The sequence below is a fragment of the Ignavibacteriales bacterium genome, from assembly GCA_026390795.1.
Classification (GTDB): Bacteria; Bacteroidota; Ignavibacteria; order Ignavibacteriales; family Melioribacteraceae; genus Fen-1258.
Genome location: JAPLFG010000003.1, coordinates 1545252 through 1571155, shown reverse-complemented (window position 1 = coordinate 1571155; position 25904 = coordinate 1545252). Strand labels below are relative to the sequence as shown.

The following is a 25904-nucleotide window of genomic DNA, read 5'->3' as shown; positions in this document are numbered from 1 at the left end:
AGCCGGCTTTTTATTTTCTAAAAGAAGCTTTTAAAAACGGCTTTCCGGTAGATAATTCAATTTCAATTTCGTCTTCACAAAATAATTGCTGCTCTTCTGCTTTCCTTTTAAATTCATCCGGCTCAACAAGTTTTATAAACGGTTCTAGAACTTTAACACTTTGAAATTGTGTTTCCGAAACTGCGCCGGAATTTTCACACGGCAGCTGTAATACCACAGATAATATACCGCTCGGTTTAAGCCATCTGTATATTTTCGTAAGGAGCTTCTCAACATCAACGTATTCAAAGATTAATGCCGCATGAATCAGATCAAAAACTGAATCTGCCAATTCAATCTCATTAAGATCAGCACATATTAACTGGAGATTCGAGATATCTTGTATGAACCAGGCTCTGCATTCCGACGTATATTTAAAATTAATATCTATTCCAACTACACGGTCAATAGTCCGTTGTATTAAATGCTGGAATCCGTTTCCGGCGGTAGATCCTAAAACACATAAGGACTTAGGTGAAAACTCGTTAAGAATTTCTTCAAATAACTCATCAAGCATTTGAAGCTGTTGAACATTGGATGCGGACATATGTCCCTCATAATCTTCCAGAGGAATTTGCAGCCACGGATTTTCTGCTTCACCTTTCATTTTTTAATTCCTAGTTTTTATTTTCCATATATAAACCCTCTGTAAACCAGCCGCACCAGTGTCTATATGAAAATACGGCTGTTAATCCCATACTCGTATTTTTAACCGGTAGAACTTTTTCTGTAAAGGTGTCGGAATATTTGAAAAGTTTTCCATTCAGTGCGCCTATATCAAATTCATTCAGAATTTTTGAAACCGTAAGTAGACCGAATGTAATCGGATATCTTCCGCACCAAATTGGAATCGGTTTTTTACTTGTTGAATCGGGCCATAGCTCTGTTGTTAATTTTTTTATCCCCGCCAGATTTATTTCTCCATCAAGATTTTGTTTTAGAATCCTTTGATCATTCTCGGTTGCAGTTTTGTGTGCGTTTGCGTCTAGACCATAAGGTGAGTTGCCGAAATCTTCTCCGTAATGATTCGCGTCATTCGAAATCAAGAAAAAAATATCTTTGCCAAACTCAAGTTTTTTAGTTCGAATATATTCTGCAATGATTTTCATCAGCCGTGTGCTCATTTCATCCATTCTTTCAAACGGAATTTGTGTTACCATTATTGGCGTAATTTTTATATCTCTGTTATAATATTGCAGGAATGGAATCAGTGCTTCAATTGAATGTTCGATGCTGTGAGCTTTATTGCTTACTATGAAATCTTCCATTGGCAATTTCGATTTAATTATTTCCCTCAGCGGTGATATTTCCACATCTTTGTACGGTCCGCTCCATTTATCAAACTCATCGAATATCAAAACGTTGGAAAGAACTCCCATTTCTTTTCGTACAGATCCGTGTGTTACACCGAAAATTACAACTTCTTTAGTTTTAATGTTTTTGTATAATGGATAGTAAACATTCCCCGCATAGAGATAATCATCATGGACAGAAATTGCGGCAACCAGATTTTTTGATTCCTCTTTTTGTTTGCCCGAATTTACTTTTGATAAATAATCCACGAAATGATTCATTTCGGCGGCGTTCCAGCAAAAGCCGATGTTATCCCTAATAGGGCGAACCGTTTGGCAACTGAGAGAGGCAAATTGCAAATTTAGATTTAGGAGGAAAAAATATAACAATGATTTCATTTGGAGAAAATCCTTTATTAAACCTAAATCAATCTAAAGACTATTCTACATATCAGCAAATATATTTATTTGGTTCTGACATACTCGCCGGTGAATGTATTGACCCGGTTTGTGCAAATATTAAGTAACAATTTGAGGGCATCAACTATGTTCGTTAAAATAATTACTGCGATTTTGATTAGTACAGAAAACAAAAAAATCAGATTATATAAAAATTATTCTCGAATCCATTTATTGAAGATTTCAAAAAATTATTGAAGCTATAAAAAATCTTAAAGTGCACAGTATTGCGGATTATGATACATTGATCTGAATAAATTTTGAAACGCTTTTTACATTGCAAATCAATCGAATGGCTCATCTCAATGCGTTGTATTTATTTAATATTGCTCATTGGAATATGCCTGGTCTCATTTTTCTTCGGATTGGTGTAAATGTGTAGATTACTTTTCGGTTAGGCAAGAAAGAGAATTATTAATTCTTTGGCGGACTTTTAAGATCTGACGATAATAGATATTCGGGCGTTATTGAAGAGATCAGAGACTGACTTTTTAATTCTCCAAAACATTTGATTGTATCGAAATATGGAGGGCAATTTACTAAAGAAAGATGGTCGGCTTTAGTTTGTGGATCTCTCTCTTCATTGTTCTGATGATTGTTCTTGACATAAAACAGTTCTGAAAGAAAATTATTTCTTTCAATTGTGGGAGTACTGTTATTATTTCTTGTCTCATAATAATTTGGAGTAATGAAAATAGTTACACTAGAAAAAATAGTAAGTAAGAACAACTCACTATAAATTATTATGGATTTAAGAAATGTGTTCATCTGAAACAATTCTATAAGAATGTTTTTATGATGAACATGAGAATTCCTAAAGCAATCACTACGATCAATAGCTTTAGTAATTCTTTGCCGAAACCAGAACTCTTAGGGTTCTCGGGTATGGTAGACATATGACCTCTCTTGTTGTTAATTGATATTTTAATTATTTGCCAAAAGGCATTGTAAATTTATGAAGTTTTTGAGGATTGATATGGTTTTAAAAATAGTATTAAAGGGCGTAGGTAATGGTTAGAAAATTTATATGTCCGTATCCAGCAACTTTCCTAAAAGATGACTGTCTTCATAAGTTCGATAGAAAACCGTCTTTTTGTGAGTGGTGTTTTAAAACAAAAAGCTCAATTCTGAACTGGAATCGAGCTAAGAGTGTGCACCCCGAGGGACTATTCTCGAACCGCTTATTGAGGATCTGAAAAAAATAATCGAACTTCAGAAAATATTAATATCCAACAAATAACTCATCAACAGAAAGTAAGGGTCCATTGAAGAAGAGATAAATCCAGAATCTCTTTAATGGGTAAGCTAGTAATGCCGCGGCTAAAGGAAGTTCAGTTCAATGTCTGACTAAATGTGCTACACATCTGTGATTATTAAAAATATTCTTTTGCATTTTTATTAATTAATCCACCTCTCTATTTGAGTTTTTCGAATGATGATATATATTTTTCAATATCCTTAATCTTTATATACCAGAGTTTGCCCTTCTTGTGAGCGGGAATTTTTTGTTTGTTGATAAGATTCCGCAGATAGTCCTGAGAATAATTATAAAATTTAGCCGCATCACGCAGAGGAATTATTGCTTCAAGATTATGCTGAATCGAGGGCTGTTGTTTCAACCGTGTTAAGCTATGGTTCAACCGCTCGGATATTATTTTCTCAAGTATGGATGAGTTAGTTCGGGAGGCAAACTCGTCAATATCTCTAGCGGTTAATTTTTCTCCATTCTCAATCAATCGAAGCATCTTTTCAAATTCATCATCACCCTGTTCCATAGCTTCATAATATTTATCACGATCAATTTTCTGAGTTCCTTTGATTGCAATATTTGTAAAGCCACAACCGATTAGAATGAATGAAAGAAAAATTCTTCCAGTTCTACCATTGCCGTCTCTGAATGGATGAATTGTTTCGAAAAGGATGTGGCTCAACGCAGCAATTTTTATTGGATCAGGTTTTCTGTCAACTAATTTTTTGTTAAGCCATTTTACGAATAGCTCCATCGTATCTTTGATATACATATAGTTCAGAGAAGAAAAGTGTGACTGAGTAACTTCAACCGTCTCGTTTCTGAAATCACCAAGCTTGCCGGTAAATGAACCGACTTGTTTTTCATAACGCATGAGCAATGTGTGGATCTGGCGAATATCAGAAAGCCGAACAGAAAATTCTTTTTGGTCATGTAGATTGTTAGCGTATTCATAGACTGAACTTGCTGATTCAAAATAACCGAGTATCGCAGAGGTTTTTTGATCACTGGTCCTTTTGTTTTTATCGAGGACATCGAGAAGTTCATTCCGGTTTGCAAAAATACCTTCTATTGCAATTGAGTTTCGGATTTCATCCTTAAACAAAGTATACCACTCGCTGTTTGATACCGCTATGTGAAGGAGATCTTTTTTTCGAAGTGACTGAAATTCTTTTTCCAGCTGTAAGTTGTCCATTTTTCGTACTTTCCGAATCTTTTCTAAAGCTAAGATATTAATTTATAGTCTGTTAGTAAAGAACATTATGTGCCGGGTTCGGAAATCCCCGATAGGGCGGATGATTCTGCGAATCTTGCGAACTTCTAATCATACCCAAGTGGTGGTGGTTACAAGAGTTATGTCAAATGACTATCTCTTGAGTTCGGAAAAGTATAACATATTCACAGCATCCTGTAAGTTCTGAGGTTGAAGATGACTGTAAATCTGAGTAGTTGCCAAATCATCATGACTGAGATTTCATATTGTATTTAAAAGCGTTCTGTTTTCGAACGGAGGGCACATAAAAAAAGTCGCTCCGAAACGCGACTTGTACCCTAGTGTGCACCTGCGGGACTATTCTCGAACCAATTTATTGAAGACCTCAAAAAAATATATAGGCTTCAAGAGCTTTTGATTTCTAATCCACACAATACTTTTAATTATTAGAGATCCCATCGTAGAATGTGGAATTCAAACCTGAACGACTCCTCATCTTCAACGATTATGGAGAAGTATACCAGGACAATTTAATTCCCACATGAATTTATTTCTTAACCATTTCTGAGTTAACTGCCCAACTCCATAATTGATTTTCTGATTATCTCCACAGCACTTAATATTTGTTCTTCATTAATAATCAAAGGAGGTGCAAAGCGAATAATGTTACCGTGAGTTGGTTTTGCTAGTAAGCCATTATCACGCATCTTCAAGCACACATCCCACGCTTCTTTATCAATAGTTGGCTTGATCACCATCGCGTTTAACAATCCTTTACCGCGAATTAATTCAATCATCTCTGACTTGGTGTTTCGAAGTTCATCACGAAATATTTTTCCAAGCCTCTCCGCATTCTCTGCCAATTTTTCATCTTTTAAAACTTGAAGAGCGGCAATTGCAACTTTGGATGCAAGAGGATTTCCGCCAAATGTTGAACCATGCTCACCAGGTTTTATTACCAGCATTATTTCATCATTCGCAAGTACTGCGGATATCGGCATTGTTCCTCCTGAAAGAGCCTTGCCTAAAATTAAAATATCGGGTTTGACATTTTCATGATCGCAGGCAAGCATCTTACCGGTCCGAGCTAATCCTGTCTGAACTTCATCAGCGATGAATAATACATTTTTCGATTTACACAGTTCATATGCTTTTGAAAGGTAGCCTTCGTCTGGGACAAATACACCGGCTTCGCCCTGTATTGGTTCCACTAAGAATCCCGCAACATTAGGATCTTCCAGCGCTCTCGAAAGTGTATTCAGATCATTATACGGAATTTTAATAAATCCCGGCGTATATGGACCAAATCCCTTGTATGAATCGGGGTCATTCGACATTGAGATTACGGTAATTGTTCTTCCATGAAAATTTCCCTCACAGACAATAATCTTAGCTTCATTTTCTGGAACACCTTTTTTATCATAAGCCCATCTTCTTGCGAGTTTGAGAGCTGTTTCATCAGCTTCAGCACCGGAATTCATTGGAAGGACTTTATCATAGCCAAAATACTCGGTTATATATTTTTCATACTCCCCGAGAGTATTATTATAGAACGCTCTCGAGGTTAGTGTTAATATCTTTGCTTGTTCTGTCATTGCCTTAACAATTTTGGGGTGACAGTGCCCTTGATTTACAGCCGAATATGCAGAAAGGAAATCGAAATATCTTTTCCCCTCAACATCCCATACATATGCGCCCTCTCCTCTTGTAAGTACTACCGGAAGAGGATGATAATTATGCGCTCCATATTTTTCTTCTAGCTCGATATAATCTTTTGTTAACATCAATTCCTCAAACTGTTTTAAAATTATAATTATTTACGGATAATATATTTGTAGCCACTTCAATTGTTCTTTTTCTTTTCAATCACCCGCAATATTGGATAGTAATCGTTCTCCTTAAGCAGATATGAAAATTTTTCATATTGCAATAGATTCATCATAGATTGAGGTTCAAAAAGAAGCACTAACATATTTGAATAAATCTGAGTTAGAGGAACGAAAAAATATTTATCAGATTCTATCTCAGCAGCATCCTTCAGTTCAACAACCGGTGTATTGATATACAATTCTTCAAGCTTTGTTTTTAGTTTTTTTATGATATAGTATTCCTGAATCTGATCCGAATTTTTTCGGTTGTAAGTTGCAATTTTAACATTGTTTCTTTGAAGTAAAGAGATCAGTTCGCTTTCAGTTTTAGGAATTAAATAACCTAGCGGTTTATTGACTTTTAGGATTGATTCAACCTTTGTATGATAATTTACAACATCAATTGTCGTATCCTTGCCTGTTTTAACGGAAAGCATGTTCATTTTTTGTCTGCCATCACCGATATGTTCCATTTGAATAGAAACATCTTCCTGTATCTTTTTTTTAAGAATATTCCTGCCTTCCGTAACTATTTTTTTTAGTGACGAATTATTATCATGAATGAATTTTAGAAATCCCAGAATAGCCGTGTACTGCCCTTCTGCCCTTTTTTTTATATTATCTAATGATTCTCTTCCATTTTTTCCTTCAATTATAAATGAAAAAGTATTTAGTATTCCAAAACTTTGCCTTCCATCATTAATATCCACAGTGCTATATCTCAATCGTGATTTATCGGGAGGACCACCAACAGCATACTCATTAGAACTGAATCCGGACTTATCAAGAAACTTTTTAATATAAGGCAGATATTTTTTGTTCTGATATTCTAAGAGAGGTTTATAAATGTTAGGGTTTGTAAGCTTTCCTATTTGTTCATCATAATCTTTCCTGTAACCAAAATTCATCCAGTCTTTACTGAATGGCCCATACTCATGAAGATCCAAAGTTGCTTCAGGCAAATATTGATTGAAAACTTTATGCAAGCCAATCACCTCGGGCTCTGTTAGAATCAGATGATTTCTATTTAGGTCTGCCTCGTGGCCGTTTTTTCTTTGATCCTTATCATTACCATCAGGATTCATCTGAGGGACTAGCAGTAGATCTATTTTGTCAAATATGAAATCTAGCTTTCCCAATGTAATCTGTTTTAAAAGAATCAATGCGGCTTCTTTACCCGAATGCTCGTTTCCGTGCTGCTGAGCAAATATCAGGACTTTTATCTTTCCTTTTGATTTACCAAAACTATTTTTAGATATTTTAAGTAAGGGAATTAATTTCCCTTCCGGTGATATTGCAAGTGTATCAAATGTGATAAATTTTGAAAGACCCGGTAATTGCTTTACAAAGTTTATCAACTCGGAATTTGATGTAAGTTTGGAATAGTTTGACTTTTCCAAGGGAGTCTTGATCTGAGCATTGATAGCTATAGAACCGAGCAAAAAAAATAAAATTAATTTTTTCATTTGGATAGAACCATTATCAGGTAAGTAAAAAAATATTATGAGATGGGCGAGTTTCATCGCCCATCTCTTGTGAAATCATAAACCAGCGAGAATATAATTGGATTATTATTCCTCGCTGGTTATCATAAAACTATTTAGCAAGAATCATTTTCTTTACATCAACAAATGATCCGGCCTGTAATCGGTAAAGATAAATTCCGCTTGCCAACGAAGAATTTAATGTAGAGAATGATGCTTTATAAGCACCTGCCTGTTGGAATTCATTTACCAAAGTTGCGACTTCTTTACCAAGAATGTCATATACTTTTAATGTTACATGTGCATTACTAGAAAGTTTATAATTAATAACAGTACTCGGGTTGAACGGATTTGGATAATTCTGTTCAAGAGCGAATTCAGTTGGGATTATATTGCCGTCAAGTTTTACACTTGTTAATGCTGCGCCTTCATCAGCGCCCATATATGGTTTTGTTGTGCTTCTTGTTGTTCCGTCAATATCGGTTGTAAATCCTGTTATTGGAGTTCCGCCAAAAGAAGCAGCCGGCTTAGAAACCCAATGAAGATCTGTTAGACTTGTCAATTGTCCGGCAGCGCCAAAAGGATTTGCGGGATTGATGCTTATACTGTTAGCATCTTTACCTGAAGCAGTTTTCCAATCCGTCATAGCCTTGTATTTAGCACTATTGTAGTAGCCTACATTTGCGCTAGCACCAGTAACAATAAGATCGTTATAGTCGGATGTTTTAAGTGCATTATTTACAATCGGGTCAACATAAATAGCATAAGCATTATCCTGATTGACTGTATTAACAATGATGTTATTTTTAACATTTGCAGAAAGACCAGCATCATCATAAACGCGAATTCCATAAACAGGATTTGTGGTAACGTTGCTCATGTAAACTGTATTAAAATAAACATTAACATTATTATCAAGAGCATCAACTGCAATTCCAATTACTTCAGACGCGGTTGTTGTCGCATCACCTGCATAAGAGAAATTGCTTATAAAATTATTGTAAACATTCGCAGTTTGTCCGGTAATTGAATACCCCGAGGCAAAATATACAAGTATGCCGTATAAAGCTTTGGTTGCAGTTTGAGTAACAGCTTTGCAATTCAAAGCGATTAACTTGTTATTGAATACGTTTAATGTGCCCTTCCATGTTTCAACGTAAATACCATTAACGGAGTTTTGAACATAGGCTCCTGTTGGATGACCCATCATCGAGATTGTATTATCATTTATGTTGCTTGTACCATCTGTTCCCCAAATGCTTAATCCTTTATGCTGCGCAAAAACTTCATTTTTCGAAACTGTTAATGTTGAACCGAAAGGAAAAGTTCCTCCATCAGGTTTATAGAGGCCATAGTAGAATGGTGCTGTATTACTGCCGATCTGACAATTTGTGACTGTTAGATTATCTGCTGCAGCAGTAGACGAAGCCACCGCATAAACACCGTAAGTTCTTGAGCCGCTGGCGGTAGTCGGCAGAATTGCAGCCGCAATTATTTTCAAATTCTTGATTGTAATATTATCAGTTTCTCCATTTAGTCTGAATCCATAACGTCCCGCTGCAGCATCATTAAGGGCGAAAGTCATGTCTCTTGTTGTACCATTAGTCGTATTGGAACCATCCACAGTAATATTACCGACATTTGTGGTAGCACCGGAAACAGCAAGTCCGGCATTTCCGCCAGTACCGGATGTTGTTAAGGCTGTAAATGTAACTGTTGGAGTTTTGCCTGTATTTGGTTTAATAATAAGATTGTTGGTACCTGTTAATGTTGTAGATGTAATTTCATGAACGCCTGTTTCGGTTAAATCTCCGTTGATTAATAATGTTAATGTTCCCGCAACACCTTTTGTGTTGATATCTGTAATTGCAGCGGCAAGAGATGTATAATCTCCCCCTGTTCCAACAATTTTGTTCCCAGTTAACGTCTGAGCGTTAACAGATATAGGCGCTATAAAAAGTACGCTGAGTAAAAGAAGAATCCCAATTAGTAAACGAGATTTCATTGTGTCCTCCGTTGTTTATAAATGATAGTTAATGGTACCAATACGCTAATGATCTATTTATTTAAAACGAGTTTATTTGTTTTACTACTAATTGTACCCTTCGATGAATAATTAAGTTGGGCAAAATATATCCCGCTTGCATTTCTGGAAGCATCCCAATGTGTTTCATAAATTCCGGCATCAATGTGATCGTTAAGTAACGATGCAACTTCGCGTCCAAGGATGTCATATATTTTCAGCGTAACTATTCCGGGTTCAGAAATAGAATAGCGCAATGTAGTTGTGGGATTAAACGGATTTGGATAATTCTGCTCGAGACAAAATGAATTTGGTGCAAGATTTCTTTCTTGTCTTAGACTAGTAAGAGGGTTTGAATCTCCCGGTCGTATTATGTTTAGCGAAGCACCAATCAATGCCGCATTATTTACTGCATTCGGTCTTCCCGGTCTATGAAAAACCGGGTAATCAATCCATTGGACTTTGCGTGCATCAATCATAATTACTGAAGTTGAAGTCGGAGAAACTCCTTCGACATAAAATTTTCCATCTGAAAAGATCATATAAGTACCAGCATCAATAATCATCCCGTATGGAAGCTTAGATTTTGCCATTGACCAGAATAAACCATCAATTCTATTCTCCGAATAATCATATCCTATAGAGTTATTCAGGTTTTGATAAAAGCGCGGGACAAATTGAATCCCTTTGATAAGATCAAGACCGATCAACTGTGTAATTGTTCCATAGTATGCACTGTATTGACTGCCATAGATTCCGCCGATTACTTTTTCACCAGCAAGCATTACATCTTCCGAAAGAAATAGAAGCGGTTTTTCATCTTGTATCTTTGCATTCAACATTTGTCCTATTGATGTTGAAGAATTGAAGAAACCAGCTAAACTATCAAGCGAGTTCCCGGCAAAAATAAAGGCCCCGCAAAGATTTGCATCGGAAGTAAACTGTGAATCATTTTTCCGCGATTCATTTACCAAAAGAATTTTTGTATTTGAACCAAAAGAATTCAATGCCGAGCTAATTGCACCTGCGGTTGCTACTGACAATGGCGATGAAAATATTCCCACTATATCAGTAGAATTTTTCAAGACAGACTTAAATTTTTTCAGACTTCCTGTTGCAGCTGACCAATCCGATATGCTGCCGCTTCCATCTAATATTATTGTTCCTTTAGGAGAAGAAATTTGTTTAGGGTTAAAAGCCGCTGCCGTAGATAATTTTTCGATCTCACCAGTCTTAAAGTTGAATTTCCAGCCGGGTAATAGTTGATCAAAGTTCATATTCTGAATTGAAAAAGATCGTCCGGGTTCGATCGTGAATTTTGTATCTGGATTCCATCTTAATAATGCTACAGCACTGCCGCCCATCACCTGGCCAATTCCGTTCTGATCAATAGCTACAGCAGTATTCGCATCAACAGCAATTCCTGTGATCTCTTTTCCTTTTGAATCTTTGTAGCGGGCAAGAAAGACGGGCAGCCTTCCAAGCCTTCCTCTTTCATTCGTATGACTCTCCGCAATAGCGTTTTGTACAAAAGGTAAAAAATCTTCTTCCAGATTTATCGTTGCATTTGGGTTTCTAAGAATGGCACCATTATCTGTACTGCCTGATGTGTAAGAGACATTACTAAGAACCATCTCTCCGGCGCTTGTTCCTCCAATTACTCCCCCGCGCTGAAATACTTCCTTAATGGCTTTTTGTGTTAAAGTGTTCTTCCATTTAGAGACATACTGCGCCTGATCCCCTCCGCGGAGAAATATTCCATCATGCTGAAGAATCAATCTATAAATTGAGGAGTCGTTTGCCTGTGCTGTTGAACTGATAAATTTATTTGAGACTTTACATTGACTGAGAGAAGGGAAATATCCTGAAAACCATGTTGTAGTATCGGCGTAAGATAGAACTAATATTTTTTGGTTTGGAGCGTGCTCTACAAACCATTTATAAGGCTGATCTGACCAGTCTCCATAATTTTCCGTTCCTCCTCCTACAAGAAGAACCGATCCTTGCGGATAGACCGATATTGTGACCAATAGAAAATATATATAAAATAAATTTTTCTTCATTTCTCCATTCTCAATATCAAAACTATATGATCAATCAATACTTTAGTTCATTAAGCCGTAATACGATTTGCATTTTTTATAATCCCAATCGCATGCTTAGAAATAAAACACTTCCCAATTTTCCAAATGCTGAATAAGCAAAATCAATTTGAGGAGTAATGTTTCCGACCATTACTTTAACGCCTAAACCAGCACTTATATTTTGTTCATCATAACCGGATTTATATCCCATTCTTAGAAAGAGCATATCATGCCATGCATATTCACTTCCGAAAACCAATTGAGTGTTATTATCATTGGGATCATTGACGGCAGCGGTAATACTTAACCGATGATCTTCCATGTGAATTGGATCGATCGATATTCCAACATTAAATAGTTGCGGTAATTGATATTCGGGAGAAATTCTGTCCAGGCGAGGATCGTAAGGATATGAAATACCGGATTCAGCAATAACTTGAGATTTATTATCAATAGGGTCTCCGGCAAATTTTACATTGCCGCCAAAATTCGCTAATCTCATTCCGATGCGCATGTTATAAAAATCTGTCTGATATACGGAACCAAGATCAAATAAGAGTGTCGAGCCGTGAGTTTCCCAAATGTACTCATAGATATATTTTACAGTTCCGCCGAAACTAAAACGGTCAATTATTTTCATTCCGTAAGAAAGACCAAAAGCATAACTGCCTGAATTGAAAAACGTACCGGTTCCATTTGGGGCCGTTTCAGTGGTAATCTCCATCTCTCCAACAGTCAAAGCAGTAATACTCAATCCAATCACACCAAAACCTAAACTGTGCGTTGCACCAAGAAATGAAACATGTGTATCAGCTATCCAATTCACCTGAGAAAGAAGAATTTCAGTTCCCTCTGTATATGCAATCGCACCGGGATTCCAATAAAGACCAAGGATTCCCTGGTTAGTAGCAACGTTGGAATTGCCTAATGCTGCACCAACCGGTTCAACAGGAATTTTAAGAAAGTTTGCACTTGCAGATCCCACATTGCTAAATCCTTGACCATAGGAAACTGCCGTTACACTAATCCATAAAATGACGAAAACGATTCTATTAATTTTAGTTTTCATAGTAGATTCCTTTTTCATTACTAACGCACTACGGCGAATTTGCTGACCTTTTCTCCAGCATCTGATTTAACATGATAGACATAAATTCCGGAGGCAATAAGTTGATTAGAGAATGATCTTAAGTCCCAAAATTCTGTTCCGGTTCCGTTTGAATGCTCGATGGTTTTAACGAGGTTTCCATCAATCGTGTAGACATTAATAGTACATTGTGCAGGCAGATTAGTAAAAGCAATATCACGAATCGGTTCACCCAGTTTAGGGTCCCCTAATCTTTTTCTTTCCCATGTTGCAGAAATTATATATGGATTTGGTACAACTTTAATGTCACCAAGAGAAGATCTAGGAGAACTGACCGGTCTTGCTTCTACAACATTTTCTTCAGCTGTCTTATCTGCCGGAAGTAATGCTTTACCTGATTCAAGTCCGTCAACATCATAAACTGTAACTGCGTACGAATAGTAGAAATAATTTTTTATGTCAATGTTATCCTGCCACTGATAAAGATCACTAATAATAGTATTTTTTGTTGAGTCTCTTTTAATGACAGCAACCGGATTACCCCATATTTCCCGGTTTGGATCTTTTGTTTTATAAATCCGGTATTCCTTAACAGCAGATTTACCGGTTCTCAAATCTTTATATGAAAATTCTTTATCATTGCCCCATTTTAGAGTAACAGAATTATCATAGGCTGTAAATGTCAAAGTTGGTTTCGACGGCGGAACTAATTGTAATCCGTTGTTATAAATCTGATTGGCACGATCAGCTACTTGGTATAATTGACTCTCGGTCTGCTGCGCAACTTGAGCAAAAATGAAAGTCATCTTCTGAAATGGTTCCATATGATATGGACCACTTGATGCAACACCATCTACTCCATCACCACCGGGTTGAGTGCCATTAACTAAATCCTGCAGACGCCAATCATCAATTCTTCTATTCGTTCCATGGAACAGATTTGGTCTTGAAGCATTGTTCCTAAGCCGTTGATTACTGCTGACCCAATCAAAGAATATAATATCGTCAGTAGGGTTATCACCCCAGGCGGAACTATAGACACCGCTGTAATGCCAGTCAGTAATTCCCATTCTGGTTCCATTCTGATTTACAACCCACCCTCTCGAATCAACCATCGGTGTTTCTAAAAACTTAAGTCCTAATAAGAAAGGTTTTGATCCGGGTTCCCAGCCGGTTGTCCCGGTAGGACCAACGACATATGTCAATTGTTTTTCTTGATCAAAAACATAATAATCGTTGTCATACTCGTTTGTAATTCCGCCGGCATCATAATCGTAATACAAGCCAAAGTAGAGACTATCTTTCGGTGTACTGGTATTATTGTATATTTCTAATTTCCAGATAATATAATCCTGATCTTTGGATGTACTCCACGCATAACTTGTCTGCGTTACCTGAATATTAAGTTTCTCGGGACGTGCATTTGTATTGTCATTGTATTGACAATATGTATCTTGTTGAGAAACAATGCTGTCACGTCCATCAGTTGTTCTAACCGGCCAATAAGCCTGATCAGAATTATTTAATGGCCAGGTAGTTTTATCAGTACTGATTGCAATTTTTCCTGTAATAGGATTATGATTTCCCGAAAGCGGATCCCATTCTTTTGTACCGTTTCCTCTTGCATTAGCAACATTATAAGGAATGCCGATAAAAAATGACATCTTATAAATCTGATCGTGGTTGGTAGTAATTGGCCATCGGCCTCGCGGAAAGACTCCTGTATATGGATGCCATTGACCCATATTAGTAACAACCTGCCCCAGCTGATTTATGCTAATCACATTTTGTGCTCTATCGATTGGTGCAGCTGTTTTTGAGAGCTGTCTATACTCATCTTTACTTTCACGAGCGTCTGGGCGATATTGGGCATCCAATGAACCAACAAGAATAGCTATTGCAAGAAATATTGTTTTTAAATTCGTTCTCATATTTTATTCTCCTAAAAAGAATGATGAAACGAGTTCATCCTAGTTATCTATAACTTAATATCTATACCGACATAAATTGTCCGGGGTGAAGCATAATTCGTCGGATCCTGCATATAATCAGGAGTAGCTTTATTTGTTTGATCGCCCGTCACATCAGGTGAACCAGTAGCCGAGTAAACAGAAACAATATTTTTACGATTAAGCAGATTTCGAATATCCAGGAATAAACCAAGTTCCGTCGGACCAACTTTAAAACTCTTCCGTGCATAAAGGTCAAAAGAGATTCTTTCCGGAAGCCGGGCGTTATTTGGTTCAGCTACATAAATTGCCCTGGCTGGATTAAAAGTGTAAGGCAACCCGCTTCCATATTGTCCAATCAGATCTATTGATGTATTCTCGAAGATAGATGGCAAAAATCCAAACGGTCCCTCTCCGTTTCCAAAATCAAGGGCAACTTGGATATTAGCTGTATGTCTCTGATCAAAATTTAAAGAAAGGAATTTAAGAGATTGAACACCCACTATATTATATACACTTGTATAGCGTTGCTGCTGTGTTGATGAACTTCCTTTTGCTATCGAGTAGGTATAATTAGCTGTAAAATAAAAATTATGAAATCTAGTCTTTATTCCGGTTTCTAAACCCTTCACCGACGCAAAATCTTCATTCATATAATATGCGTAGGCCAGTGGAGTATAGTTCCAAACTACACCAATCAGGTTTTCTATCTTTTTGCTGAAAAATGTAATCTGTAATGAAGAGCCAGTTCCAAATGAAGTGGTCATTCCAAGCTCATAACTTGATGTTTTTTCCGGTTCAAGTGCTGGAGAACCAAATAATGTTGTTCCCCGGTTGGCAAATGCTCTTTCCAAATTATTATACAGCGTTTGAAATTCTGGTCTCTGGAAAAATTGTCCGTATGCAAAGTGGAAAACCATATTTTCACGAACCGGGTACGCAATTCCTACGCGTGGACTTAAGGAAGATTTCATTTTTGTTTCAGTCAGTACAGAGAGTTTGAGTGGATCGGCCGCAAAAGAAGTACTTGGGTCAAAGAAATCATACCTTAATCCCACATTAAGAATGATAGTTTCAAATTCAATTTTATCCTGAGCATACAAGGATCCTTCGAATGGTTTCTTTCTGTAAATGTTGACTGTCTGATCTGTTAAATTTTTAGGGTTTGCGATATAATAATAATCTAAATCATTTGATTTAAATTCAAAACCAGCCTTTACAAGATTAAATCTATCTATTTGCCAGGTCATGTCTGCTTTAGCAGAATATGATTTTGTTTTTTGATTCTCATAAACAGTCTGAGACATATTGCGGTAGAAAAGACTGTTTGAAAATGTTGAATAGGAAGGAAATGTATATTGATCCGGACTCCATCCGTTTATTCTGCGTAGATAAGAGTATTGATAATAAGAAAGACGTATATCATAAAAGAGGTCGTTTGAAACTGCGTGGCGGAAATTTAATCCAATAAGGTTGCTCTCTGATTCATTGATATAAGTACTGTCTGGGATAAAACGCATAATATGATTATAAGATCTGTTCTTTCTAAAAGAGTAGTTATCAAGTAATGTTACTTTGGCCCCACTAAAAGGAGTCCATAAAAACTTGCCTATTAAAGAAGATTGGTCGTTAAATCCATACGGATTATCTTTAGAAAATTCCACCGACTGTAAACCGTTGGCGGTAAGCTGCGATATTCCGGAAAAATAATAGCTGTCTGCATTAACTTTTTTACCTGATATCATAACTCCGAAAGGACTTCCTTCCCCGAGTGGTGCGCTGAATGTTCCTTCTATGTAACGTTCATTCAAATTATCGCTCGATGCATCAATTCCAACTTTTGTTCGTTTGTAGGATAGATTCGTTTTAATTTTGTCGGTATTGTCTTTGGTAACAATATTCACAATTCCGGATAGAGCATTTCCATACTCGGCATTGAATGTACCTGATAGCAGTTCCATCTCCTGAATTGCCTGATTATTTATTTCGATTACATTGCCATTGAATAATGGATCTTCAACACGATATCCGTCTATATAGTATCCAACCTCCCCAGAGCGACCGCCGCGTATATGAATATCACCACCCTGATTGACAACACCGGTCTGGAGCTGCAATACTCCCGTAAGCGTATTAACCGGCATAGATGCAAGTTCTTCGGCATCCGTACGTTGAATAGTGGAACTTTTATCTCTTTGCACAATAGTACGCTCACCTACTATGACAACTTCTTTGGCTAATAATGTTGAAGTACTGAGGGGAACATTAAGTTCGGTTGTTTGATCCACCTTAATCGAAATCCGGTAATCAGTGCTGGCATATCCGATATAGCTGATTGTAACATCATAGTTTCCTGGCGGGAGATTTAGAATGTGGTAATAACCATCGATATCAGTACTTGTGCCCGCATTTGGTTGAATAGATTTTATGACCACATTTGCCCCAATTAGAGGCTCACCTGTCAACCTATCTGTTACCCTGCCGGCAAGTTTTCCTGTAGTTCCGCCAAATGCTATGGAAACAGATATGATCATCAATAGGCATACATGAATTATTGTAACTTTCATACAGACTATCTCCTTACTATGCATTATCGTATGGAATTATTATTAACCGTTTATTTTCTAGCTCTCTTTCTGCTTGGTAAACTTTTCAATTAATAGTTAGTCGACTGTATTGCCCTGAATTTTTGTAATATTTTTAAGTTCGCTTAACCATTTAGTGGCTTTCGGTTTATTTCTCAGGGCGCATTCGGTTACAATTGCGTTTATCAATACTGAAATTGCCGCAAATGAATTTGTGAATAACATATTTTCGCTTTTTATAATAAGACTGACGTCTGAGAAAAAAGTAATTGGAGATGATTTTTTATTTGTCAGGGAGACAACTTTTATCTTTTTACCACTTGCGTATTTTGCTGCTTCGATTGTTGTTTTTGAATATGGGGGAAATGAAAGATTAATTATTAAATCTTTTTTATTCATGAAAAGGATCTGCTCAAGAAAGGTAGATTGATTATTTGTTAGTACATTGGAAAAAATACCAATCTGATTAAGTTGATAAGAAATAATTTGAGCGAGTAAATGTGAGATTCCCAGACCGATTGTAAAAACTCTTTCGGAATTAATGATCAGATCAATTACTTTATTGTAATTTTCCCTTTCGTTCAGGTTCAAAGTGTCGTTTATATTAGTTATATCCTGATTAGCAACCGTTGTTAATGTATCGTGAACCAATTCAGAAGGTTTAATCAGTGGAAAAACATTGTTGCTTTGCAACCGGTTCTGAAGTGTCGCTACAATTTCATCTCGCATTTCACTGAAACCGGAAAACCCTATGCTCTGCGCGAACCGTACAACTGCGGCAACATTTGTTGAAGTGGCCTCAGCAACTTGCTGCACGGTAAGAAATGAGATATGATCGAAATTCTCGAGAAAAAATTCAGCAATCTTTTTTTGATTTTTAGGAAGTTCGTTGTAGTGTAATTGAATTCTCTCTTTCAGTTTTTTATAGCTTGTCATTTTTAAGCCTGTCTATTTTTTAAATACTTCCGTTTAATAATTGAAAAAGAATGGGGGAATCAGCAGCAGAAGTGCCAGAATGAAAAAGAATAATTGTACGGGAAGCATCCATTTGAACCATTTATCCCATGGTATGCCCGCCAGTCCAAGAACTCCCATCGTAACACCGGAAGTAGGTAGAATAGGATTTATCCATCCCTCGCCAAATTGAAAAGCCAGAACAGCTATTTGCCGTGAAACTCCAAGCACATCGGCCAGAGGAGACATAACGGGCATTGTAAGCATAGCCTGCCCGGAAGCGGAATGAACAAAAAAGTTGATAACGCCCTGCATAACAAACATGGCCTGTGAGGCTACTACCGGATGCAGATTTACTATTAATCCGCTCAGACTGAAGAGCATCGTATCGATAACTTTACCGTCCGTTGCTATTACCAGAATCGCCCTGGCACAACCGATAATTAAGGCAACCCCCACCATATCTCTCGCGCCGTCTTTGAAAGCATCTGTCATTTGATTGAGATTTAATCTGCCTGCAAATCCCGCTACAATACCCAGTGCCAGGAATAAAGCTCCAAGTTCTGTTATGTACCATTTAAATCCAAGAATCCCGACAATCAGAATTACCATTGCAACTAAGAATGATAACAAAACCATTTTGTGTTGAATTGTGAAAGTAGCATCAACCTTATTATCTAGGTTCATGCTTTTCTTACGCTCATTGTCAAAGCTGAACATCGGGCTAATTTCAGGTTTGGCTTTAACTTTTTTAGCATAAACCATAACGAATGTTATCATAGACGCAGTACTTATAAGCCATATGATTACTCTATAACCGAGACCGCTGTAGAGTGGCAACTCGGCAATACTTTGAGCTATGCCAACGGTAAACGGATTCAAAGTAGCTCCTGCAAATCCGGCCGCTAATCCTAAAAATGGAATCGCTGTTCCTACAATTGAATCGTAACCCATAGTCCATGCAAGAGGAATAAATATTAAAATGAATGGAAGGGCTTCTTCGGAACTTGCGAAGATACTTCCCGCAGTTGAAAATATAATCATAGTTATAGGAATGAAATATTTTTCCAGATGAGGTTTTCTAGCAAATGTGTATGCCAGTCTTTGAACGGAAACTTTAATGGCTCCAGTTTTCTGGATTATACTGAACGCACCTCCAATTATGAATAGAAAACCAATTATGGCAGCTGCCTTCACAAATCCGGTTAACGGTGACATGAACAAAGCGCCGATCCCCTGCGGATTACCCTCAACATATTTAAAGGAGTTTGGAACTACCAGAGTTTTTCCATCTTTTATCTCTCTCGAATATTCGCCCCCCGGTACAATCCAGGTTATCAGGGCAACTAGCGCTACTACAGCAAATATCATTACGAGTGTATTAAAGTTGAGATTTTTCTTCATTGCTTGTCCCTTTTATGGGTAACCGCATGACTTTTAATATTATATGCATCGCCGCTTTTTAACAGATGCATCCTTATATCGCTCGCAGAGAGGTTATTATTTTTATCAGTGCTAATATCTTTAACCTTTGATGCGTCGAATACTGTGACCAGGCTTTCTCCAATTACTTCAAAAGTATCATCGGAATTAACTACAATAGCCGTAGATTCATCAATTCCTATCCCAACCAGTTTCGGATTTTCTAGCACCAGAGTTAATAGTCTATTAATTCTTTTTCTTTTAATGAAATGCTGATCTACTATGGCATTATTAATAAAACCGAACCCGTCAACCGTCTGCACATTCCCCTTTACAATAATATTGAACGCGTTAACTGTATCTTTGTTTACAAGTTCATTTCCGGTAAGCATCATACCGCTCATCACCGCCGCACCTGCACTACTTCCTCCGATAACTCCACCATTCTTATAAATATTTTTTATCCCTTCAAGTAATTTTGTCCCGGTTAATGCGGCAATTAGTTTTGATTGGTCTCCCCCGGTAAAGTAAATGCCTGTAACGTTTTTTAATTTTATTAGATTAGAATCGGCATCGGCACTTTCTTTATTGCTGATCAGATATTTTACTTTTGTACATCCTGCTGTTTGGAGTTTTTTGATGAATGAAGAAGCAGATTGCTGAGGCACTCCGCTTGCCATAGGAACTACTAAAAATTTTGAATTCTTCCCTCCGGCAAGTTCAACATATTTGTCGATCATATAGCCGGGTACCGTTCCGCCTCCGATAATAAATAGTTTCCCTCTTGTTTGAGAATAGAGAAACGAACTAAAGAGGAGAATGGATAAGAAAAGTTTAAATATTTTCATTTTTTCATCAGCTCCATTGCTATTTCAGCAGTTTTTTGGAGATCTTCGAAAAGGATGTATTCATCATTTGCATGCGGATTCTCAGCACCAATACCAAGATTGACCGTAGGGATCCCTTTCGTGTTTAGAGAGTTTGCATCACTGCCTCCCTTTGAAATTTCAGGAATAGGTATTATTCCTACATTTCTTATTGCACGCTCAATCGTTTTGTAAGTTTCGTTATCAGGAGTAATTTTATATGGTTTGAAATTCCAAAAAGACTCGAATTCACATTCCCCGCCGTATAACTTAGCGGTAGATATAAATTCATGTTTTATCTCAGAAAGTTTTACGTCAATCTTCGAAGGGACTGTTGATCTAATCTCACCGTGGATAGAAGTTAATTCTGGAACAACGTTAGTGGCGGTTCCTCCATTGATTATTCCGATATTTGCGGTAGTGTCAGAATCGATTTTGCCTAAATTAATTTTGCTGATCGCAACACTGGCAATTTTGATAGAGTCAATTCCGTTTTCAGGAGCTAAACCGGAGTGAGAAGCCTTCCCTTTAACTTTGATACAAAAACCTACTGATCCTGCAGACTCACAAATAAAATTTCCGGGTTTAAGATGGGAATCAAAGACAAAACCCATTTTAATATTTCCGTTTAGATCTAAATTTTGTGATCCATGAAGAGTAGTCTCTTCCTGCGTTGTAAATGCCAGAGTAAAATCTTTTAAAAGGATATTTCCCTTGACTAATTTTTCAAGCGAATAAATCAGAGAGGCAATCCCAGCTCTATTATCAGCTCCAAGAATTGTTGTCCCGTCGGAAGTAATCCGATCAGCAAGTATCTTCGGTTTCAGATTTAATGTAGATCGAGCGGTATCCATGTGTGAGAGCAGAACATAATTTCCACCTGTTCCGATTTTGCAAATTATATTTCCAGTATTTCCGTCGGAAATATTTGCCGACTCGTCTTCCGCGGGCTTAAGTCCGAGCTTTTCTAAAAATGTGATTAAAAATTTTGCCATGTTTTTTTCTGAGGCAGAGGGGGCTTCGATCTTAACTAATTCCAAAAAAATTTCGAGTAATCTTTTTTCCATAGCCGTAATATTTATTACAAAATATTATTTTTTGAAATATCTGTTACAGAATAAAAAATAATGTTTTCTTTGTCAAGTTGTTTCTGTGCTAAGCGGAGCCGACATCCTAATAGTGTGATGCAAACAATTGAGTTTTATGCGGAAATTTATCGACTAAGTAATGAGCTCATAATACAAAACTTACTAGAGGTAAAGAGATTTCTTAAAAGTTTGCTTGAATAATCTTAGGAGTGTGGCGTGATTGACAGGTCTCTTCGCTCTCATCTAGGCAACGATGAAGAGTTCATCTTTTTGTTTTTAATTCTCCGGGAAAGGTTCTTTCCTCAACTTTGAAGATCAGCCTTAAAATACTTGTTTTCCAACTACCAAATTCAGTAGAAGCTTGAAAAAACTTTTTCTTACTTTTCTAAATTTCTGCGGATATATATGAGTTGTACCTAAAAGTTATACGATGCATTTGGGTTGCTCGATTTATCTAGACCTTGATTCAATCTGAGTATTTCATCACAGTACCGGTGGAGATACTCATGAGCTCCGCAACTCGACGAATCGAATTATTCTTCCGCAATTCTAAAATGTTCACTCTCAATTTTTCTTTGACGGGTCTACCTATTGGTTTCCCTTCAGTCTTGCTCACTCTAGACATGTTTTGGTGCGATCACATATTTTTTCTCTTTCTAGCTTTGCAAAGTAACTCATTACTGAGAATAGAATGTTCGACACAAGCTCGTTGTCGGTTGTAAGATATTCTTCCGTATAGCTGTGAAATTTTATTCCATATTCATCCAACTGCTTCATGTACATCATTGTTTTAAAACAAAAAAGCCCGTTTCTGATTTAGAAACGGGCTTAACTAGTGCACCCTGGGGGACTATTCTCGAACCCCTTTATTGATGATCTAAAAAAATTAATAAGACTCCAAATAATTTTAAGATCAAGTGAATAACAAATGAATACAATTTGCTTTTCTTCTTCATGAGTGAGTTTATATTATTCATTATATTTTTCCTTCATGCCATACAACCTGTTAATAAGTTTCATTATCTCCGATATTGCCATACTTACAAATGCGGCCGCAAAACAGATCAGTAAATCATTTATGTGAAGAAAACTGAAACGAAATAAATCTGAAACTTGTGGTACAAACAAAGCTATTGTTAAAAATATAAGCGCACCAAACACAATCCAAATAAAAGCAATGTTTTTTTCTTTCAGTAATGAAAATAAATTTGTACTCCAAGAACGGTTGGTCAAAATCAATCCTAAGTTGGCAAGTATTAACGTTGTAAAAGTCATCGCGCGGGCTTCTGCATCTCCTTTGCCGCCGTCAATCGCTATAAAATATGCTGCAGACGAAACAAACAATACGCTTAAACCCTGTAAGAGACTAAATAAAACATTTTTCTTACCGAATAGTGGTTCGCCTACTTTTCTTGGCGGTCGGCTCAATAAATCAAATTCTTCTTTTTCAGTTTCAAATACCACAGAACATGCCGGATCGATAATTAATTCTAGGAAGACTATATGAATTGGGAAAAATATTAAATCCTTGTTAATGAAAAGCGGTATCAAGGATAATCCGGCAATGGGAACATGAATAGAAACTATATACGACATTGCCTTTTTAAGATTGTCATAAATTCTTCTTCCCATTTTAACTGCGCCTACTATCGAAGAAAAATCGTCGTCCAACAAAACAAGAGACGCTGATTCTCGTGCAACATCCGTTCCTCTTCCGCCCATTGCTATCCCTATGTGTGCCGATTTTAATGCCGGTGCGTCGTTTACTCCGTCTCCTGTCATTGCGACAATTTCACCGCATAATTTCAAAGCATTTACAATTTTCAATTTCTGTTCAGGTACAACCCGACAAAAAATGTTTGTATCCTTAATTCGATTTGTCAATTCAGTCTCATTCATTGCGGCTAATTCACTTCCTATAATAAATTTCTCGCAATTCTTTAGTCCGATTTGCTTTGCAATATTTTTTGCCGTTCCCGGATGGTCGCCTGTAATCATTATAATCCGAATGCCGGCTTTATAGCATTCTTGTATGGCTTGAGGTACTGCCGGTCTGACCGGATCGGCAAAACCAATAAAGCCGATAAACTTGAAATCGAAATCATGCTGGCTATCTGGGAGATTTGTTGCATCGAACATCGCATTGGCAACTCCAAGGACACGCAATCCTTCACCACTCATTTTATCAACAACTGTAGTAAGATTTTTTTTCTCCGTTTCTGTTAAATGACAAAGATCGATTATTGCTTCAGGTGCACCCTTTGATGAAATAGTAAATTGCCGCCTGCTTTCGGATTTCCAAACATTGGACATCGCAAGCAGTTCCCGCGATAACGGATACTCTTCAATCAATTCCCAATCATTATGTAAATGTTCCGTTCCCTGTAGTTTTAATTCACCGAGTTTCTTTAATGCCTTTTCCATCGGGTCAAATGGATCTTTGCGGCTTGCCAATATTCCATATTCTACAAGAAAATGAAAGTTTTCCGGGATTGTTTTTGATTCTATTGCCGTTGAATTTAAATATTGTTCTCCGGCATAGAACATTCCGATTCCCATTTGATTTAATGTGAGGGTTCCTGTCTTATCTACACATAATACCGTTGTAGCGCCAAGAGTCTCTACTACTGGAATACGTCTTGTCAATACATTCCGTTTTGAAATTCTCCAAGCTCCTAAAGCAAGAAATATTGTTAGAACAACTGGAAATTCTTCAGGTAACATTGCCATTGCCAAAGTTAATCCGGCAAGAAATCCTTGAATCCATTCGCCTCTTACAAATCCTATTATTAAAATTACTATCAAACATAATGACGCACCGATAAAAGCAATATTTCTTACTAATCTCCCCGTTTCTTTTTTTAGTAGTGTATCTTCAATTTCTACACTGCTTAAAGCTTTTCCAATTTTTCCGATTTCCGTTTTCTGACCAATCGCAAGAACTTTTGCAACTCCCTGTCCTTGTACAATCATTGATCCTGAATAAATATATGGTAGGTCATCCCCGCCCGGAGTTTTCGAAACAAAAAGTTTTTCATCATCTCCCTCAGAATTGATTTTTCTTACCGGGACAGATTCGCCGGTTAAAAGAGACTCGTCCGCGCTCAAATTTATTGACTGAATTACCATTGCATCTGCCGGTACTCGATCACCTTCATTCATCACTATAATATCACCCTTAACGACCTCTCTTCCGGCAATTCTAATTTCTTTTCCGTCTCTAATCACCAAAGCTCGCGGACTTGATAAGTCCCTTAGTGCTTCCAACGCTCTTTCTGTTTTTCTTTCCTGAATAAATGTAATTGTCATGATTACAAAAACAAATCCCAATAAAAGCATTGCTTCTTTAACATCGCCCAAAAGAAGATAGAGAACGCCGCAAGCAACCAACAAAAGAAACATAGGTTCTTTAATCACCTCAAAAGCTATTATGCCTATTCCACGTTTCTTTGTCGTCGGTAATTCATTGTATCCGTTTTCTTGCAATTGCTTTGCCACTTGTTCAGCGGTAAGTCCAGTGTAAGAATTTAAATCAAAATTTTTCATTGCTATTCCTTTGCTTTTGGTTAATCAAACAGTCCTCCAAGGATATCGCCGAATCCCCCTCGTCTCCGAATAGCTTTACCGTTCTTATCATAAAAAACTTTTCCACTATACTTTTCGTGATGCTTATCGTTGTGACCGTCGTAATTTTCGTAATCATCTTCATAGTTGTGGCTGTCACTCGGGTGATCATTATTAAATTGGGTTTCATATGCATCCGACTGTGCAATTATTTATTCGAGTTCTCCTTTATCCAGCCAAACACCCATACACTTTGGGCATACATCTATCAACACTCCCGATTTTGTTACTTCATTCATTATTACTTCGCAACTTGGACACTCTTACATATTTTCTCCTTGGTTGAGTTTTATGAATAATGGAGTTAGAAAATAATCTAACCAAATTGAATTGTTTAAAAAGTATTTTAAGATATTTGGAGATATCCAGTTTAGGATTCTCCAAAAGAGTATCTAGGAATTTACCGGGGGTTTCCAGATTTTATTATGATTCTCTTGGGAAAAGACATGGGATGATTCAGCGATGATTTGAGATGTGGTGTGTTCAGGCTTTTTATCTGCTACTACCAATTCGAACATATCATCAATGTGGTTATGGTGCGAGATATTCATTGAATTAGTATTCATACCTGAATCCAGCACAATTTTCAGATCGCCACCATTAAAAATAGATACGACC

At 37.0% G+C, this 25904-nt stretch carries 18 protein-coding genes; 1 reads left to right on the top strand and 17 read right to left on the bottom strand.

The features are described 5' to 3' along the window. Positions 1 to 10: 10 nt before the first annotated feature. Together NTX65_10545 and amrB are read right to left on the bottom strand one after the other, a co-directional pair. Positions 11 to 646, bottom strand: a complete 636-nt coding sequence (locus tag NTX65_10545; GenBank protein ID MCX6169772.1) for a class I SAM-dependent methyltransferase — start codon at positions 644 to 646, stop codon at positions 11 to 13. A gap of 10 nt (positions 647 to 656) precedes the next feature. Next, on the bottom strand, positions 657 to 1613 hold the full coding sequence (gene amrB / locus NTX65_10540) for an AmmeMemoRadiSam system protein B (GenBank protein MCX6169771.1): 957 nt from the start codon (positions 1611 to 1613) through the stop codon (positions 657 to 659). A 107-nt stretch (positions 1614 to 1720) separates the two neighbouring features. Between amrB and NTX65_10535 the strand changes: the two genes are divergently transcribed. After that, a complete protein-coding gene (locus NTX65_10535) occupies positions 1721 to 1858 on the top strand; it encodes a hypothetical protein (GenBank protein MCX6169770.1) in 138 nt (45 codons plus the stop codon). Positions 1859 to 2204: 346 nt separating this feature from the next. Here the strand turns inward: NTX65_10535 and NTX65_10530 are convergent, their stop codons facing one another. The 15 genes from NTX65_10530 to NTX65_10460 all read right to left on the bottom strand — a co-directional run bounded on the left by NTX65_10530 (position 2205) and on the right by NTX65_10460 (position 25852). Continuing rightward, positions 2205 to 2558 (bottom strand): hypothetical protein, encoded by a 354-nt coding sequence (locus tag NTX65_10530; GenBank protein MCX6169769.1) that lies wholly within the window; start codon positions 2556 to 2558, stop codon positions 2205 to 2207. A 647-nt stretch (positions 2559 to 3205) separates the two neighbouring features. Continuing rightward, positions 3206 to 4234, bottom strand: a complete 1029-nt coding sequence (locus NTX65_10525; GenBank protein ID MCX6169768.1) for a Fic family protein — start codon at positions 4232 to 4234, stop codon at positions 3206 to 3208. Between the two features lie 587 nt (positions 4235 to 4821). Continuing rightward, positions 4822 to 6039 carry an ornithine--oxo-acid transaminase gene (gene rocD, locus NTX65_10520; GenBank protein ID MCX6169767.1) on the bottom strand — a complete coding sequence of 406 codons (1218 nt, stop codon included), beginning with the start codon at positions 6037 to 6039 and terminating at the stop codon, positions 4822 to 4824. A gap of 56 nt (positions 6040 to 6095) precedes the next feature. Beyond that, positions 6096 to 7586 (bottom strand): M14 family zinc carboxypeptidase, encoded by a 1491-nt coding sequence (locus NTX65_10515; GenBank protein ID MCX6169766.1) that lies wholly within the window; start codon positions 7584 to 7586, stop codon positions 6096 to 6098. Positions 7587 to 7716: 130 nt separating this feature from the next. Then, on the bottom strand, positions 7717 to 9609 hold the full coding sequence (locus NTX65_10510) for a T9SS type A sorting domain-containing protein (GenBank protein MCX6169765.1): 1893 nt from the start codon (positions 9607 to 9609) through the stop codon (positions 7717 to 7719). 53 nt (positions 9610 to 9662) lie between these two features. Continuing rightward, on the bottom strand, positions 9663 to 11690 hold the full coding sequence (locus NTX65_10505; protein MCX6169764.1) for a Type 1 glutamine amidotransferase-like domain-containing protein: 2028 nt from the start codon (positions 11688 to 11690) through the stop codon (positions 9663 to 9665). Between the two features lie 76 nt (positions 11691 to 11766). Beyond that, entirely contained in the window at positions 11767 to 12780 is a 1014-nt protein-coding gene (locus NTX65_10500) for a PorV/PorQ family protein (GenBank protein MCX6169763.1), read from the bottom strand. Between the two features lie 20 nt (positions 12781 to 12800). Then, positions 12801 to 14729, bottom strand: a complete 1929-nt coding sequence (locus NTX65_10495) for a T9SS type A sorting domain-containing protein (protein MCX6169762.1) — start codon at positions 14727 to 14729, stop codon at positions 12801 to 12803. A gap of 47 nt (positions 14730 to 14776) precedes the next feature. Then, positions 14777 to 17314, bottom strand: coding sequence for a TonB-dependent receptor (locus tag NTX65_10490; protein ID MCX6169761.1), 2538 nt, complete (start codon positions 17312 to 17314; stop codon positions 14777 to 14779). A 96-nt stretch (positions 17315 to 17410) separates the two neighbouring features. Next, positions 17411 to 18268, bottom strand: a complete 858-nt coding sequence (locus NTX65_10485) for a MurR/RpiR family transcriptional regulator (GenBank protein MCX6169760.1) — start codon at positions 18266 to 18268, stop codon at positions 17411 to 17413. A gap of 33 nt (positions 18269 to 18301) precedes the next feature. Continuing rightward, on the bottom strand, positions 18302 to 19690 hold the full coding sequence (locus tag NTX65_10480; protein ID MCX6169759.1) for a TIGR00366 family protein: 1389 nt from the start codon (positions 19688 to 19690) through the stop codon (positions 18302 to 18304). Further along, positions 19687 to 20556, bottom strand: a complete 870-nt coding sequence (locus NTX65_10475) for a cyanophycinase (GenBank protein ID MCX6169758.1) — start codon at positions 20554 to 20556, stop codon at positions 19687 to 19689. Before NTX65_10475 ends, NTX65_10480 begins: the two co-directional genes overlap by 4 nt. Further along, complete coding sequence (locus NTX65_10470) at positions 20553 to 21569, bottom strand: M20/M25/M40 family metallo-hydrolase (protein MCX6169757.1); 1017 nt, start codon at positions 21567 to 21569, stop codon at positions 20553 to 20555. The genes NTX65_10475 and NTX65_10470 overlap by 4 nt, the downstream gene beginning before the upstream one ends. A 1062-nt stretch (positions 21570 to 22631) precedes the next feature. Continuing rightward, complete coding sequence (locus tag NTX65_10465; GenBank protein ID MCX6169756.1) at positions 22632 to 25208, bottom strand: cation-translocating P-type ATPase; 2577 nt, start codon at positions 25206 to 25208, stop codon at positions 22632 to 22634. Positions 25209 to 25678: 470 nt separating this feature from the next. Further along, a complete protein-coding gene (locus NTX65_10460) occupies positions 25679 to 25852 on the bottom strand; it encodes a hypothetical protein (GenBank protein MCX6169755.1) in 174 nt (57 codons plus the stop codon). Between the last annotated feature and the right edge of the window lie 52 nt (positions 25853 to 25904).